This is a genomic window from Thermaerobacter litoralis, from assembly GCF_054654595.1.
Map to the genome: position 1 here is coordinate 553,164 of NZ_BAAIES010000009.1, position 14,164 is coordinate 567,327.

The 14,164-nt window shown below is 74.9% G+C and carries 12 protein-coding genes; all 12 read right to left on the minus strand.

Annotation, left to right across the window (positions count from 1 at the left end; translation table 11 throughout):
• Nucleotides 1-46: 46 nt before the first annotated feature.
• On the minus strand, nt 47-976 hold the full coding sequence (gene glyQ / locus ACYQ02_RS09410; protein WP_460040176.1) for a glycine--tRNA ligase subunit alpha: 930 nt from the start codon (nt 974-976) through the stop codon (nt 47-49).
• A 622-nt stretch (nt 977-1,598) separates the two neighbouring features.
• The gene (locus ACYQ02_RS09415) at nt 1,599-2,165 is read right to left on the minus strand and encodes a DUF4342 domain-containing protein (protein WP_460040177.1); all 567 of its coding nucleotides are present in this window, start codon (nt 2,163-2,165) and stop codon (nt 1,599-1,601) included.
• A gap of 26 nt (nt 2,166-2,191) precedes the next feature.
• Nucleotides 2,192-3,046: a DNA repair protein RecO gene (gene recO / locus ACYQ02_RS09420; protein WP_460040178.1), complete on the minus strand. Its 855-nt coding sequence runs from the start codon at nt 3,044-3,046 to the stop codon at nt 2,192-2,194.
• 382 nt (nt 3,047-3,428) lie between these two features.
• Nucleotides 3,429-4,850, minus strand: a complete 1,422-nt coding sequence (gene mgtE, locus ACYQ02_RS09425; protein ID WP_460040179.1) for a magnesium transporter — start codon at nt 4,848-4,850, stop codon at nt 3,429-3,431.
• An 83-nt stretch (nt 4,851-4,933) separates the two neighbouring features.
• Nucleotides 4,934-6,052, minus strand: a complete 1,119-nt coding sequence (gene era / locus ACYQ02_RS09430) for a GTPase Era (RefSeq protein ID WP_460040180.1) — start codon at nt 6,050-6,052, stop codon at nt 4,934-4,936.
• Between the two features lie 53 nt (nt 6,053-6,105).
• A complete protein-coding gene (locus tag ACYQ02_RS09435) occupies nt 6,106-7,434 on the minus strand; it encodes a DUF3048 domain-containing protein (RefSeq protein ID WP_460040181.1) in 1,329 nt (442 codons plus the stop codon).
• 122 nt (nt 7,435-7,556) lie between these two features.
• A complete protein-coding gene (locus tag ACYQ02_RS09440) occupies nt 7,557-8,084 on the minus strand; it encodes a diacylglycerol kinase family protein (RefSeq protein WP_460040182.1) in 528 nt (175 codons plus the stop codon).
• Nucleotides 8,081-8,647 (minus strand): rRNA maturation RNase YbeY, encoded by a 567-nt coding sequence (gene ybeY / locus ACYQ02_RS09445; RefSeq protein WP_460040183.1) that lies wholly within the window; start codon nt 8,645-8,647, stop codon nt 8,081-8,083. The genes ACYQ02_RS09440 and ybeY overlap by 4 nt, the downstream gene beginning before the upstream one ends.
• A gap of 43 nt (nt 8,648-8,690) precedes the next feature.
• Nucleotides 8,691-11,063, minus strand: a complete 2,373-nt coding sequence (locus ACYQ02_RS09450; protein WP_460040184.1) for an HD family phosphohydrolase — start codon at nt 11,061-11,063, stop codon at nt 8,691-8,693.
• 155 nt (nt 11,064-11,218) lie between these two features.
• A complete protein-coding gene (locus tag ACYQ02_RS09455) occupies nt 11,219-12,355 on the minus strand; it encodes a PhoH family protein (RefSeq protein ID WP_460040340.1) in 1,137 nt (378 codons plus the stop codon).
• A gap of 61 nt (nt 12,356-12,416) precedes the next feature.
• Complete coding sequence (gene yqfD, locus ACYQ02_RS09460; protein WP_460040185.1) at nt 12,417-13,736, minus strand: sporulation protein YqfD; 1,320 nt, start codon at nt 13,734-13,736, stop codon at nt 12,417-12,419.
• Nucleotides 13,733-14,149: a YabP/YqfC family sporulation protein gene (locus tag ACYQ02_RS09465; protein WP_460040186.1), complete on the minus strand. Its 417-nt coding sequence runs from the start codon at nt 14,147-14,149 to the stop codon at nt 13,733-13,735. Before ACYQ02_RS09465 ends, yqfD begins: the two co-directional genes overlap by 4 nt.
• Nucleotides 14,150-14,164 lie beyond the last annotated feature (15 nt).

The following is a 14,164-nucleotide window of genomic DNA, read 5'->3' on the forward strand; positions in this document are numbered from 1 at the left end:
TCCTTCCCCCGACGAGTTTCGCTGTCAACCCCGGTACCCGCCCGGATCAGCCCGCCGCCGGGCCGGAGGCCGGTTCGTCCGCGGGGGCGGGACCGGCGCCCCAGGCTCCGGCCTGCAGCAGCGGGTAGCCCAGCCGCTCCCGCTGGGCCAGGTAGGCCTCCGCCGCCTTGCGGGCCAGCCCCCGCACCCGCCCCAGCAGGGCCGTGCGCTCGCTGGCGCTGACGGCGTTGCGAGCCTCCAGCACGTTGAAGAGGTGGGAGCACTTGAGCACGTAGTCGTATCCGGGCAGGGCCAGGCCTCTCTCCAGGGCCCGGGCCGCCTCGCGGGCCGCGTCGTCGAACCAGCGGCGCAGCATGTCCACGTCGGCGTGCTCGAAGCTGTAGGCGGAGTGCTCGTACTCGGCGAGGCGGAACATCTCGCCGTAGGTGACGCCGTCGACCCAGCGGATGTCGAAGACGGTGTCCACCCCCTGCAGGTAGGTGGCGATGCGCTCCAGGCCGTAGGTCAGCTCCACCGAGACGGGCTTGCACTCGAAGCCCGCCACCTGCTGGAAGTAGGTGAACTGGGTGATCTCCATCCCGTCCAGCCAGACCTCCCAGCCCAGGCCCCAGGCGCCGCCGCTGGGCCACTCCCAGTTGTCCTCGACGAAGCGGATGTCGTGCTCCAGCGGCCGGATGCCCAGGGCCTCCAGGCTGCCCAGGTAGAGCTCCTGCACGTCCGGCGGCGACGGCTTGAGGATCACCTGGTACTGCCAGTGCTGGTAGAGCCGGTTCGGGTTCTCGCCGTAACGGCCGTCGGCCGGCCGCCGGGACGGCTCCACGTAGGCCACCCGCCACGGCTCGGGCCCCAGGGCGCGGAAGAAGGTCAAGGGGTTCATCGTGCCGGCCCCCGTCTCCACGTCGTAGGGCATGGCCAGCACGCAGCCCTGCTCGGCCCAGTACTGGTTGAGGCGCAGGATCATCTGCTGGAAGTCCACCGCTGCATCCCTCCTCCGTCGCGGCCCGCCGCTGGCCGCGGCCGGGTCCGCGACCTCTCCGCCCGGCTTGGCCCAATGAAAAACCGCCCGCCCCCACAGGGACGGGCGGCCTGAAGGCCCCCGCGGTTCCACCCTGCTTGGCTCGCCCGAACGGCCCCGACGGGGCGCCGCCGGCTGCTCTCCCTGGATCGGGCGCGGTCCCGGCGGGGGGCGAACCCACCTCCACGGTGCGGGCTTTACTCGGCGCAGGCGGCGCCGGACGAACCGGCCCCCGAGGGGCCGGCCGGTGCCGGCCCGCGCCTTTCCTCCCGCAGGCTCGGGGGCGCCTTCCCCCGGGTTCCGGGCCGGCCTCCCACCCGCACCGGCTCGCTGGAACCGGACGCACCGGGGTACTCCTCCCCCTCATCGCCCTCCGGCGCCCGGCCGCCTGCGGCGGAGCCCCCCGGTCCCTGCGGGGAGCCGCCGCGGCCGGCCGGTTGGACGGTCAAGGTCGATGGCCAGGGTTGCTCATCCCGCCGGTTTCCAGGTCCACCGGCGTGACAGGCTGCACCGGGCGCGACTCGCTGCACCGGGCGCGACAGGCTGCCTTTCGGCGGCGGCGCCCCGGATCCTGCCGGCCCGCCTAGTGGCGAGGCCCCGTGTCCTGGGGGCCGCCCGCCGGGCCGTCCCCGGAGACGCCCCAGCCTCCCGTCTCGCCGGCCCCGCCGGCGCCGGTGATCTGGCCGCCCCAGCCGCTGGCCCCGGCGGGATTCCCGGGAGCCGCCGGGCCGCCCTCGGCGCCCGTCCCCGCCCCCTGGCCGGGACTCCCACCGCCGTCGTTGCGGCGTTCCACCACGATGGTCGCCCGGGTGACCAGGGCCGCGATGACGCCGACCACCGCCAGCATGGGCGCCAGCAGCGCCCCCAGGGCGCCCACGGTGACCGGAAGCTCCACCAGGGTCTGCCCGTCCTGGTTGCGGATCACGATGCGCCGCACGTTGCCCTCATTGATCAGCTGGCGCACCCGGTCGACCAGCTCGGCGCCCTGGACCTGGATGCGCTCCTGCCAGGTGTTGCGGCGGGATTCCTCCTCTAGGCGGATCAGGGCCTCGACCACATCGCCGCCGCACTGGTCGAGGAGTTCCTTAGCCCGCCGGTAGCTGACGCCCGCCCGCTCCCGCAGGATGTCGATCTTCTCCAGCTCCGTCACCCGCTTCACCCCCTCCGACCCTCGGGTCACGGCCCGGTGCGGGGTTCACGCCCGGGTGCCCGGTCTTGGGCCGTCAAGCGCGTCGCTTCATCCAGTATTGCCAAAAACCCCGGGGATCGAAAGGGCCGGCCCAGGTGGTAGACCAGGTGGGTCTGGACCGCCTCCGCGGCCCGGGCCAGGACCTCAGCGCCCGGCCGCAGCCGGCCGGCCAGGACGGCGTTGAGGCGCCGGGCCTGGCGCAGCACCTGCCACGGGGCCGGGTCCAGGGGCAGGGCCGCCGGGTACCCCGGCAGGCACCGGCGGCAGAGGACCCCGCCCAGCTCGGCGCTGTACCCCGCCGGGACGGCCGCCCCCTCCTCGGCCCCGGGCGGTGACGCCGCCGGCGGGCCCAGGGACCGCCCGCAAGCCTGGCAGGCGTCCAGTTGCATCCCCAGCCCCGCCCCTTCCAGCAACCGCAGCTCGGCGTGGCGCAGCCAGAGGGCATGGGCCGTCCGGTCGCCCGGGGCCGCCGCCAGCCCCCGCAGCACCTCCAGCACCGTGGCGAAGACCCCCGGGCTCGGCGCCCCCTCCTGGGTGAAGGCCTCGGCCAGTTCGGCCACGTAGGCGGCCGCCGCCAGGGCCTCCAGGCTGCCGCGCAGGCCCGTCAGGGCGTCCAGCACCTGGACCTGGCTGACCCCGTCCAGGGACCGCCCTTTCCACAGGAGGAACCGGCTGAAGGTGTAGGGCTGCACCCCGGCCGCCAGGGAGCTGCGCGGGCGCCGCACCCCCTTGGCCAGGACGGTGCGCCGCGTGCCCTCCCGGTCGACCAGGGTGACCAGGCGGTCCCGCTCCCCGTACTCCCGGGTTCGCAGCACGATGCCGTCCACCGTGTAGAGGGGCATGCCTCCACCTCCGGCTCCCGCCTTCCGGCCCCTTCCTGCCACGCCCGTCCTCCGGCCCGTTGCTCCGGCGCCCCCCTCCGGCCCCTTCCTCCCGCGCCCGCCCTCGGGCCCCTTCCTCCGGCGACCCCCTCCGGCCCCCGCCCGGTGCCCGGGGCGAGCCCCGCGGGCCGGCAAAACCCGAGCCACCGGGCGCAAGGGGGGCCGCCGGGCCAGTTCGTCCCCCGCCCCCGCCGGTTTGGCCGGCCGGGAGGCGGGTTCACCCACCGGTGCGGCCCGCCGGGAGGCGGGTTCGCCCGCCGGTTGGCCCACCGGGATGCGGGTTTGCCCCCGGTTGGCCCACGGGCCGGGCGGGCGCCGGCGGCCGGTCGGATCCCTCCGGGGGTCAGCCCGCCGCCCGCAACAGGAGCGCCGTGGCGGTGAGAAAGTACACCAGGGTGCCGACCACGTCCAGGGTGGTGGTGACGAAGGGGCCCGAGGCCACCGCCGGGTCGACCCGCAGCCAGCTCAGGCCCAGGGGCACCAGGACGCCGATGGCCGCGGCCACCAGGGTGTTCACCCCCATGGCGACGCCCACCGTCACCGCCACCGGCCCGTGGCCCAGCACGCCGTACACCAGGAGGCCGCTGGTCAGCGCCAGCACCACGGCCAGCAACAGGCCCACCTGCAGTTCGCGCAGCAGCACCCGCGGCGCCTGCCCGCGGGCGATCTCCCCCGTCGCCAGGCCCCGGACGGCCGTGGCCAGGGATTGGGTGCCCACGTTGCCCGCCGTGGCCGCCAGCAGGGGGATGAAGTAGGCCAGCTCCGCCACCCGCTCCAGGGTCCCCTCGAAGCCCTGGATCACCCGGGCCACCACCAGCTCGCCCAGCAGCAGGCCCACCAGCCACGGCAGGCGCAACCGGGCCCGGAGCCAGGAGGTGCCAGCCACCGCCCCCTCAGGGGTGGCCGTCAGCCGGTAGATGTCCTCGCTGGCCTCCTCCTCCAGGACGTCGACCACGTCGTCCACGGTGACGATGCCCAGGATGCGGCCCGCGCCGTCGACCACGGGCACCGCCAGCAGGTCGTACTTGGCGACGATGCGGGCCACCTCTTCCTGGTCCATCTCCGGCGGCACCGTCACCACCCGGGTGCGCATGATCCGCCGGATCGGCGTCTCCGGCGGCGCGACGATGAGCTCCCGCAGGGAGAGGACCCCCTGCAGCCGCTCCTCGCCGTCCACCACGTAGACGTAATAGATGGTCTCGGCGTCGGGGGCCAGCCGGCGCAGGGCGTCGATGGCCTCGGCGGCGGTGAGGTCGTCCTGGAGGGCCACGAATTCCGTGGTCATCAGGCCGCCCGCGGTGTCGTCCAGGTAAGACAACAGGGACCGCACGTCGGCGGCCTCCGGTTCCTTGAGCAGGCCCAGGAGGTCGACGGCCCGCTGGGGCGGCAGCTCCCCCAAAAGGTCCGCCACCTCGTCGCTGGCCATCTCCTCCAGGACGGCGCCGGCCCGCTGGCGGCCCAGGACCGCCAGGATCTCCGACTGGACCGGCGGGGGCAGCTCCTCGACGACCAGGGCCGCCTGTTCGGGCGGCAGCCAGGCCAGCAGCCGGGACCGGGACGCCGGCGCCATCTTCAGGACGAACTCGGCCAGGTCGGCCGGATGGACCTGGGCGGCCAGCTCCGCCGCCGCAGCGGCATCGCCAGCGGCAACGGCCCGGGCCAGCTGGTCCGGCCACGCCTCCCGTGCCGGCGATCCCGCCCCGCCGGGTCCCTCCATACCGGTCTCCCGGGTCCCTTGCTCCGCCGCGCCGGTCCGGTCCGCCATCGCTCCCCACCTGCCCGGCCCCACCCGGTTCCACCGCCCGACGCATCGGGGACGGGGGGCGCCCATCGCGCCCCGCCCGCGCGTCAGGGTTGGTGGAACCCGAAGTTGCTGAGGGCCCCCTGCTTGTTCCTCCAATCGGGCTTGACCTTGACCCAGAGGTCCAGAAAGATCCGCGAGCCCAGCAGGGCCTCGATCTCCTGGCGGGCCAGGCGCCCGATCTCCTTGAGCATGCGGCCCTGCTCCCCGATGAGGATGCGTTTTTGCCCCTCCCGCTCGACGTAGATGGTGGCGGGAACGTAGACGACCCCGTTGGGGCGGCGCTCCACCTTCTCGATCAGCACCGCCACCGCGTGGGGCACCTCCTCCCGGGTCAGGTGGAGGATCTGCTCGCGGATCAGTTCGGCCATGATCTGGGCCTCGGGCTGGTCGGTCACCATGTCCTCGGGGAAGAACCGGGGTCCCTCCGGCAGCAGCCCCTCCAGGGTCGCCACCAGCTCGGCCACACCCAGCCCGTGCAGGGCGGAGATGGGGTGGACGGCGGCGAACCGGCCCAGCTCGGCGAAACGGGCGGCGATGGCCGGCACCTCGCCCGGCGGCACCTGGTCGATCTTGTTGACCACCAGGATCTTGGGCGTCTTCACGGCTTCCAGGTGCTCGGCGATGAACCGGTCGCCCGGCCCCGGTTCCCGGTCCGGCGCCTCCACCAGCCAGCAGACCGCCTCCACCTCCTGGAGGGTACGGCGGGCCACCCGCACCATGTGCTCGCCCAGCAGGTGCTGGGGCTTGTGGATGCCCGGCGTGTCGACGAAGACCAGCTGGGCACCGGGCCGGTTGAGCACCCCCAAGATGCGGGTCCGGGTGGTCTGGGGCTTGTCGGACATGATGGCGATCTTCCGGCCGATGATCTGGTTGAGCAGGGTCGACTTGCCCACGTTGGGCCGGCCGATCAGGGCGACGAAGCCCGAACGGAAGCCGCCGCCCGGGCCGGCGTCGCCCGGGCCGGCCCCGCCATCCCCGGCCCGCGGGGCCGCCCGCGAGGCGGGTTCGTCCCCCGGCCCGTCGGGCCGGGCCGCCCCGGCCTCCGGCGGGGCGTCCTGCGGGGCCGGATCGTCGCCGGGGGCAATCTGGGCGCCCGCGGCGGGGGCCGGCCCGCCCTGGGGCCGGTTGGGCCCGGCCGCCGCCACCGCCCTCCTGGCCGCCATGGTCGCCTCCCTCCTCGCCATCCTCCTGGTCGCGGGTTGGTGCCTCCCTGCCGTCATGGGCCGCTGGTCGCGCCACCCGGAGACGGCCCGTCGCCGGAACCCGAGGGACCGCCGGCCTCCCCCTCCCGGGCGGGCGCCTCTACCTCGATCCGGGTGCCCTCGGGCACCAGGTGGATCCAGGTGGCGCCCGGCGCCAGCCGGACGGGTTCGCCCCCGGCTTCGAGCCAGCGGGTCGGTGCGGCCGCCGAGGCCTTCTCCCAGCGCCCTTCCCGCAGCAGGCCGCCGGTGGCGATGAGCAGCCGGCCCGCGCCGGTGACCTCCACGTCCAGGCGGCCGGCCACGTCGCCGGGGATCGCCCGCACCGGGACGAACTGGATCAACAGGTTGGCCGGGACCAGGGGCTGGCCGGTCTCCTCCGCCATATGGGGGCCGAAGGCCGTCTCCCGGAGGAAACCCTGCCCCGTCCAGCGGTAGCGAACCCATCCCTGGCGCCAGCCGGGCCAGTGGATCACCAGCTCGGCCACCTGGTCGCCCGCCGCCGGCGCCCCGGGTTCGGCGAAGGCGAAGGGCGCCCGGGGGGCTGCCGCGGCCACCGCCCAACCCCGCTCCTCCGCGGCCGCCAGCGCCACCGGCAGGGATGCATAAAGATTATGGGGCATGGCCCGGCCCTTGTCCCGGGTGAAGACCCGCTGCCCGCCGCCCCGGGGGTCGGAGCGGACCCCGTCCAGGTCGTCCAGGCCGCTGGCGCCGATGCGGGCGTAATGCTGGGGGCTGCCCCCCGCATGGACGTAGAGGGCCTGCCACTCGGCGGCCAGGTCGAGGAAGTAGTGGCGCGAGCTGCGCACCGGTCCCACCCGCTGGGGCCGCTGGGTGATGAAGAGGGCCAGCAGGCGGGTGATGCCGCCCTCCGCCGGCACCTCGTACACCAGGTCGGCCTGGGTCAGCCCCGCCTGGGGCCGGGCGTCGGGGTGGTTGTCGATGCTCACCAGGACCGGGCGCTGCTGGAGGCTGGCCTCATCGGCCACCGGCCGCCCCGTCAAGGGATTGAGCACCGGCGGGGGCGCGGGCGCGGGTTCCTGGCCGGCGGGCGGCGGGGTGGGACCGGGGGTGGTGGCCGGTTGGGAGCGGCCGCAGGCGGCCAGCAGGAGGGTGGCCAGGGCGGCCACCACGGCGAGCGACCGGCGGGTCCAGCGCCGCCCCTGCCATCCCGCGGCCGGCCGGGACCGGCAAGGGTGCGGCCCCTGAGCCGGACCCGGCCGCCGGGAGAGACGGCCGCCGGCCTCCCGGTCGCCGTTGCGGGAAGGGTTCGGGGCAGGCCAGGGGGTCGAACGGGCCAAGGCTATAACCGGCGGCAAGGGCGACGGGGTCGGCCAGGGTCGCAAGGGCTTGACCTCCTCCCAGCGGGTGTACTGCATTGTGGGTCTTCGGCTGGCGATCAAGGCGGCGCCCCGGTCCGGGGCGGCAGGCCGGCGGCGGCCCGGCGGCCGGGACCGCGCGTCTTCGTCTAGCCGCCCCCGCGGCCGCGGGGGGCCGGTTCGTCCCGGGTCGCCCGGCGAACCCCCAGGGAGCTGAGGGCGAAGTACAGGGCGGGGAGCAGGGGCAGCAGCCGCCAGGGCGCCTCCCGGGCGTAGAAGACCAGCAGAGCGGGCAGGCGCAAGAGGTCCGCCCCCAGGACGACGACGCCCGTCAGGGTGGCCAGCAGGGCAGCCACCAGGACCGCCCCGGCCGCCACGTCCTTGACCCGGCCGGCCAGGGGCCGGAACTCCTCGGTCGCCAGGTCGACGGCGCCCTCGATGGCGGTGTTGATCCACTCCAGGAGGATCACCAGCCCCGCGGCCAGGATCAGCAGGGCCCACTGCCAGGCGACGGCACCGGTCCACCAGGCTGCGGTGAAGAGCAAGGTGGCCGCGGCGAAGTGCAGCCGCATGTTGGCTTCCGTCGCCCAGATCCAGCGGAAGCCGGCCCAGGCGTAACGGAAGGACTCGGCGAGGGTCGCCGCCCGCCCGAAGCTGGGCCGCCGGCCGCCCCTCATGGCCGCGTCAACCCGCAGGCGGCCAGGGCCGCCTCCGCCTTCTCGTGCATCCGCCGCTCCCCCTCGGCATCGTCGTGGTCGTATCCCAGCAGGTGGAGCACCCCGTGGGCCAGGAGGTAACCGACCTCCCGGTCCACCGAATGGCCGTACTCGCGGGCCTGGGCGGCCGCCCGCTCCAGGGAGATCACCACGTCGCCCAGGGGGACCGGCTCCCCCGCGGGGCCCGCGACCCCGCCCGGGACGGCGGGGGGTAAACCCGTCCCCGCCTCCGCCGCCTCCCCGCCCGCCTGCAAGGCAGCCACCTCCGCCGGCTCCAGCTGGGGGAAGGATAGCACGTCAGTGGGGGCGTCCTTGCCCCGGTAGCGCCGGTTCAGCTCCTGGATGGCAGCGTCATCGACGAAGGTCAGGGCCACCTCGACGGGCCCGGCCAGGCCCTCCGCCGCCAGCAGGCGGGTCACCACCTGGGGCAGCAGGCGCTCCCAGTGGGCCGGCACGGGCATGGCCTGCTGGTTGGCGATGGTCAGGACGGTGGTCGGGCCCTGTTGCGGGTCGTGGCGGTCCATCCCGTTCCCTCCCGGTGGGTGGGTGTCCCGGTGCGCCGCCGCCTCAATCGCCGCCGTCGGGCGGGCGGCCGGCGCCCGGCGGGCCCGGGGGCTCGGCCCCGGCCGGCCCCGGGCCGGGTTCGTCCGGCGCCGCTTCGGTCTCCAGGGGGGTGCCGTCCCGCCGCTCCGGATCGCCGCGCCCCTCCCGAACCCGGGGGCCCCCGTCCGCCGGAGGAACCGGCCTCGGCTCCGGCGGCCGCGCCGGCCGCCCCTCCCGCGGCGGCGCCCCCTCCTTGCGCCGGGCCCGCTCCATCTCCTTGAGCACGACCTCCGGGTACTCGATCCGGTGGTGGAAGACCCCGGTCAGCACCCGGACGAAGGTGGCGGCGATCCGGTCCAGGTCCTTGAGGGTCAGGTCGGCCCGGTCCAGCTGGCCGTCGTTGAGCCGGTCCTTGATGATCTTCCGCACCACCTGTTCGATGCGGCCCGGGGTCAGGTGGCCCAGCGAGCGGACCGTCGCCTCCACGCCGTCGGCCAGCATGACCACCGCCGTCTCCCGGGTGGTGGGCGGCGGGCCGTCGTAGCGGAAGTTGCCCTCCAGCACCTGGTCCGGCTCGCCCATCTCCTGGGCGCGCCGCAGGAAGTATTCCACCCGGGTGGTGCCGTGGTGCTCCCGGATGAACCGGATGATCTCCTCGGGCAGGCCGTGCTGGCGAGCCAGCTCGATGCCGTCCTTGACGTGGGCGGTGATGATCAGGGCGCTCAGGTTGGGCGAGAGCTTGTCGTGGGGGTTCTCGCCGCCGAACTGGTTCTCGATGAAGAAGTAGGGGCGCCGGATCTTACCCACGTCGTGGTAATACGCGCCGACCCGGGCCAGCAGGGAGTTGCCGCCGATCTCCTCCACCGCCGCCTCGGCCAGGTTGGCCACCATCAGGCTGTGGTGGTAGGTGCCCGGCGCCTCCACCAGCAGGCGGCGCAGGAGGGGCTGGTTCGGGTTGGCCAGTTCGATCAGGCGAACGGGAGTGACCAGCCCGAAAAAGCTTTCCAGGAAGGGCAGGAGGCCGATGGTCAGGATGGCCGCCAGCAGGCCGCCGAAGGCCGACCACCCCACCTGTTTCCAGACCTCCAGGCGGTCCAGGGGCGGGCTGCCCAGCATCAAGGCCAGGCCCAGGGTGGTCGCCGCGTTGACGCCGGCGATGATGGCCCCGGCCCGCATGAAGTCGGAACGGTGGCCCAGGCGGGAGACGGCGAAGGCAGCCGCCGCCCCGCCGAACCAGGCCACGATGCCGAACCGCAGGCCGTCGCCGGCCATCACCCCCACCGCCACCGCCAGCAGCATGGCGGCGACCAGGGCGGTGCGCGGGCTCAGCAGGACGGCCAGCAGCATCGGCCCCGTGGCCACGGGCATGAGGTACGGGGACACGGGCTGCAGCAGGCGGGCGAAGACCAGGGTGATCACCGGCACCAGCCCGAACAGGACGAACCGCGGTTCGTCCTCGTAGACCCGCCGGTCGAAGGTCGCCAGGTAGGCGCCCCCGGCCGCCATGCCCAGCAGGACCAGCAGGCCCGTGCCGGCCCAGATGCCCGCCAGGCCCCACGGGTCTTCCTGAAGCAGGCCCGCGTCCCGCAGGCGGACCATGTCGTCCTCGGTCACCTTCTCGCCGGCCTCGACGATGACCTCGCCGGGCACGATGACCACGGGGTCGACCTGCTCCATGGCCCGGCGCCGGGCCTCCTCGGTCCCCTCCCGGTCGAAGATCAGGTTGGGGCGCAGGGCGCGGCTGCCCACCAGGTCCATGAACTCCCGCAGGGGCCGGGGGTAGTCCAGGTTGTCGATCTCCTCGCCCAGCCGCAACCGGGTGGCCGCCAGCTGGTCCTCCTTGATCCCCTGGTCCAGCTCCCGCCGCACCAGCGCCCACAGGTCGCGGCGCATGGCCTCCAGGGTGCCCTTGTCGGCGGTGAGGACCGCGTCGGCCACCTCCGTGGGCAGGGCAAAGCCCAGCCGCTGCTCCAGGCGGCCGCGGTCGGCGGCGACGGGCTCGGGGGGACCGCCGCCCTGACCCTCGGCCTCGGCCCGGCGGGCCATGGCCTCCTGCACCGCCGCCACGGCGTCGAAGGCGGCGTCCACGTCCCGCCGCGCCTGCTCGGCGGCGGTGTCATCCTCCTGGTACTGGTCGGGCACGGCCCGGGCCGCCTCCTGGCGCAGCCGTTCCGTGGCCGGCCGGTCGATCAACTGCTTTGGCGCCACCAGATCCCGCGGCGCGGCCTGCCCGGGGCGCACCCGCACCTGGGCCGGGGCCACCGCCGTGGCCAAAAGCAGCGTGAAGCACAGGAAGAACAGGCCGCTCCACATGAAACGCCGCACCTGGGGCTCCCGCCACTGGTCGCCCAGGTGGCGATCGAGCCAGCGGCCCAGGCCGGCAAAGCCTCCGTCCATCTTGTCCACTCCCGGCACAGGCGTCGCGGCACGGTGGCGGGCGGTTCACGGGGGTCGACCCGCGAACCGCCCGCCACCGCCTGGCCTCCTTCGCTCCGGCCGCCGGATGCCCCACGGGGACCCGGGTGCCCCGCGGGGTCCTCCGGGTTCCGGGGTCACGGGCGGCGCCGGCCCGCCCCCCCGGCGCCGGAGCCGTCCCGCTCCCGCCGCCCGGCCCCGGCATCCCGGCCCTCCTGGCCTTCGGGGCTCCCCTCGCGGGCGCCCCCGTCGCGGCCGGCGGCCGCCTGTTCCTCCTGTCGCTCGTACGCCTCGTAGGCCAGGATGATCTGCTGCACCAAGGGGTGGCGCACCACGTCCCGCTCCGTCAGGTAGACGAATTCGATCCCCTCGATGTCCTTGAGCACCTGCTGGACGTGGGCCAGGCCGGAATGGCGCCCGCGGGGCAGGTCCACCTGGGTCACGTCCCCCGTCACCACCGCCTTGGAGCCGAAGCCCAGGCGGGTCAGGAACATCTTCATCTGCTCCGGCGTGGTGTTCTGGGCCTCGTCCAGGATGATGAACGAGTCGTCCAGGGTCCGGCCGCGCATGTAGGCCAGGGGGGCCACCTCGATCAGCCCGCGGTTCATGTACTTCTGGAAGGTCTCGACGCCCAGCATGTCCCACAGGGCATCGTACAGGGGCCGCAGGTAGGGGTCGACCTTCTCCTGCAGGTCGCCGGGGAGGAAGCCCAGCTTCTCGCCGGCCTCGACGGCGGGCCGGGTGAGGATGATGCGGGCCACCTGGTGGGCCTTGAGGCTGGCGATGGCGACGGCCATGGCCAGGTAGGTCTTGCCCGTTCCCGCGGGCCCGATGCCGAAGACGATCCCGTTCTCGCGGATGGCCTCCACGTAGCGCCGCTGCCCCAGGGTCTTGGGGCGGATCGGCTTGCCCCGGGCCGTGGTGACGATGACGTCGTCCCCCACCTCGGGGATCCGCTCGGCGCGGCCCTCCCGCGCCAGCTGGATCGCGTAGCGGACGTCCTCGGGGCCCAGGGGGACCCCGCGCCGCACCTGCTGCAGCAGGCCCTCGAACAGCGTGGCGACCTGCCGCACCTCGTCGGGCCGGCCGCGCAAGCGGATGTGATCGCCCCGCGAGACGATCTGGACCGGGAAGCTGTCCTGGATCAGCCGCAGGTTCTGATCCCCGCGCCCGAAGAGTTGCAGCGCTTCGCTGTGATCCGCCAGGTCGATGACGGCCACGTGGCCTTCGGCGGCCGGCGGCGCCGCACCGTTGGGCTGCCGCGCCTCGGGCAAGGAGCCCATCGCCCTCCTTTTGCACGCCGGGTGGGCGGTGCCCGCATCGGCTGGAGGACCGCTAGGGCCGGTCGAAGGGGCGCTGCACGCCGATGTCCTCGATGGCCTCGACGGTGGTGCGAACCCCGACGAATCCTGCCGATTGCTGCACCAGCTGGCTCTTCACCGCCACGACCCGGCTTCCCGGCGGCAGGCCGGCGGCCACCCGGGCCACCACCTGCCGCTCCACCTGCCGCATGGCCTGCTGGGGCGTCAGCCTGTGTCGCGCCAGCACCACCTCGTGGCGGGTTTCCCTCAACAGTTCGACAGGGGCCGGGCCATCCCTCCAGCCCGGCGCGGCCAGCAGCACCCGGCGCTCCACCTCGTACCGTCCGGACTGCCCTCGCTGCCAGTATACCGGCAGGCGCCAGGGTCCGATACGCAGGACGACCTGGACCCACGACCGTCCCGTGCGCACCGGCTGGATCTGCTCGAGGCGAACCTCCCGGTACTCGCTGTACCACGTGCGCGCCAGGACCCGGCCCAGGGCCGCCACCGGCTTGCCCGGCCGGGGTGGCGGCCGGTTCCGGTCCCCCTCCGAGGCCGGCGGCTCGGGCGGGCGGTATTCGCCGCGGATCAGGATCTGGCCGGCCTTCACCACCTGTCCGGGCTGGACCACCGGTTCACCCCGCAGGGCCATGACCTGGACGATGACCCCCGGCCGGCGGGCCACCACATGGGCCGGGCGGTCGGCGGGCACCGCCGGGGGCGGCTCCTTCTCCACCACGTCCAGGACGACCTTGACGCCGTAGCTGGTGATGCCCACCCAGGCGACCCCGGGGACCTCCAGGGGCAGTCGCTCCGCCAGCTGGCGCAGGTCCACCGCATCCTTGCGCACGCCGGGTCGCAGGCCCGCCCGGGCCAGCTCTTGCCGGAACACCGGCTCCGGCAGGTGCTCGAGGCCGTGGATCTCGATGAACCAGATGGCCCCCGACAGATAGTAGACCAGGACGGCGGTGGCCAGGGCGCCGCCCAGCAGCACCCGGCGCCGCGCCAGCCGCCGCCAGAGGAAGGGCCAGCCCACCCGCCGGCCGAACCGCACCCGGCACCGCGCCCGCCGGGCCACGGCCCGCAGGGCCCCCACCTGGTCGACCGCCACCCACCCGCGCAGGGTCCCCGCATCGCCCCGCCGCACCCGCCAGAGGACCAGGCCCTGGGCGGCGGCCTGGTTGAGGAAGGCCTCGATCCCCGCCCGGGGCAGGCCGGGATCGTCCCCCCATCCCGCCGGCTCGGCGGCGGCCCGCCCCCCCAGTCGCGCCGGCAGGCGCCAGCGGCGGCGGGGCGACGGGGTCACCACCACCTCCACGGCGCCTAGGAGGAACCGCCACACGCCCCGGGTCACCGCCGGTCGCCTCCCGGCCGCGGGTAGCTCGCCCCTGGGACGGCCCCGGCCCGGCGGCCGCCCTCCCCCGCTCCGGGCACCGGCAGGAACCGCAGCTGGTCGACGCGGCCCTGCAGGCGCAACTGCTCCCGGTCGATCCGGCCGATGGCCAGCCCCTGCCCCGTCACCTCCAGCCGGCCGCCGGGCACGGCGACCAGGACCCGGGCATCGTCGAAGTAGAGCACGCCCTGGTGGTTTTCCACCACCAGCTCCAGGGACCCCAGCAAGGTGATGCGGGGCAGGTTGCGCACCGCATCCCGGGGCAGTTCCAGGGCGCCGGCCAGGCTGTCCTCCAGTTCCGCCAGCCAGTGGCGCCAGCCGCCCCCGCCCGGGTGCGCCCCTCGGCCTCCGCCCCCGCGCCCGTCCCGCGCCAAGGCGCTGCCTCCTTC

Bases quoted from the DNA above. Each gene is read 5' to 3' on its own strand.
- recO (WP_460040178.1), bottom strand. From the start codon at position 3,046: ATGCCCCTCTACACGGTGGACGGCATCGTGCTGCGAACCCGGGAGTAC.
- mgtE (WP_460040179.1), bottom strand. From the start codon at position 4,850: ATGGCGGACCGGACCGGCGCGGCGGAGCAAGGGACCCGGGAGACCGGT.
- era (WP_460040180.1), bottom strand. From the start codon at position 6,052: ATGGCGGCCAGGAGGGCGGTGGCGGCGGCCGGGCCCAACCGGCCCCAG.
- ACYQ02_RS09440 (WP_460040182.1), bottom strand. From the start codon at position 8,084: ATGAGGGGCGGCCGGCGGCCCAGCTTCGGGCGGGCGGCGACCCTCGCC.
- ybeY (WP_460040183.1), bottom strand. From the start codon at position 8,647: ATGGACCGCCACGACCCGCAACAGGGCCCGACCACCGTCCTGACCATC.
- ACYQ02_RS09450 (WP_460040184.1), bottom strand. From the start codon at position 11,063: ATGGACGGAGGCTTTGCCGGCCTGGGCCGCTGGCTCGATCGCCACCTG.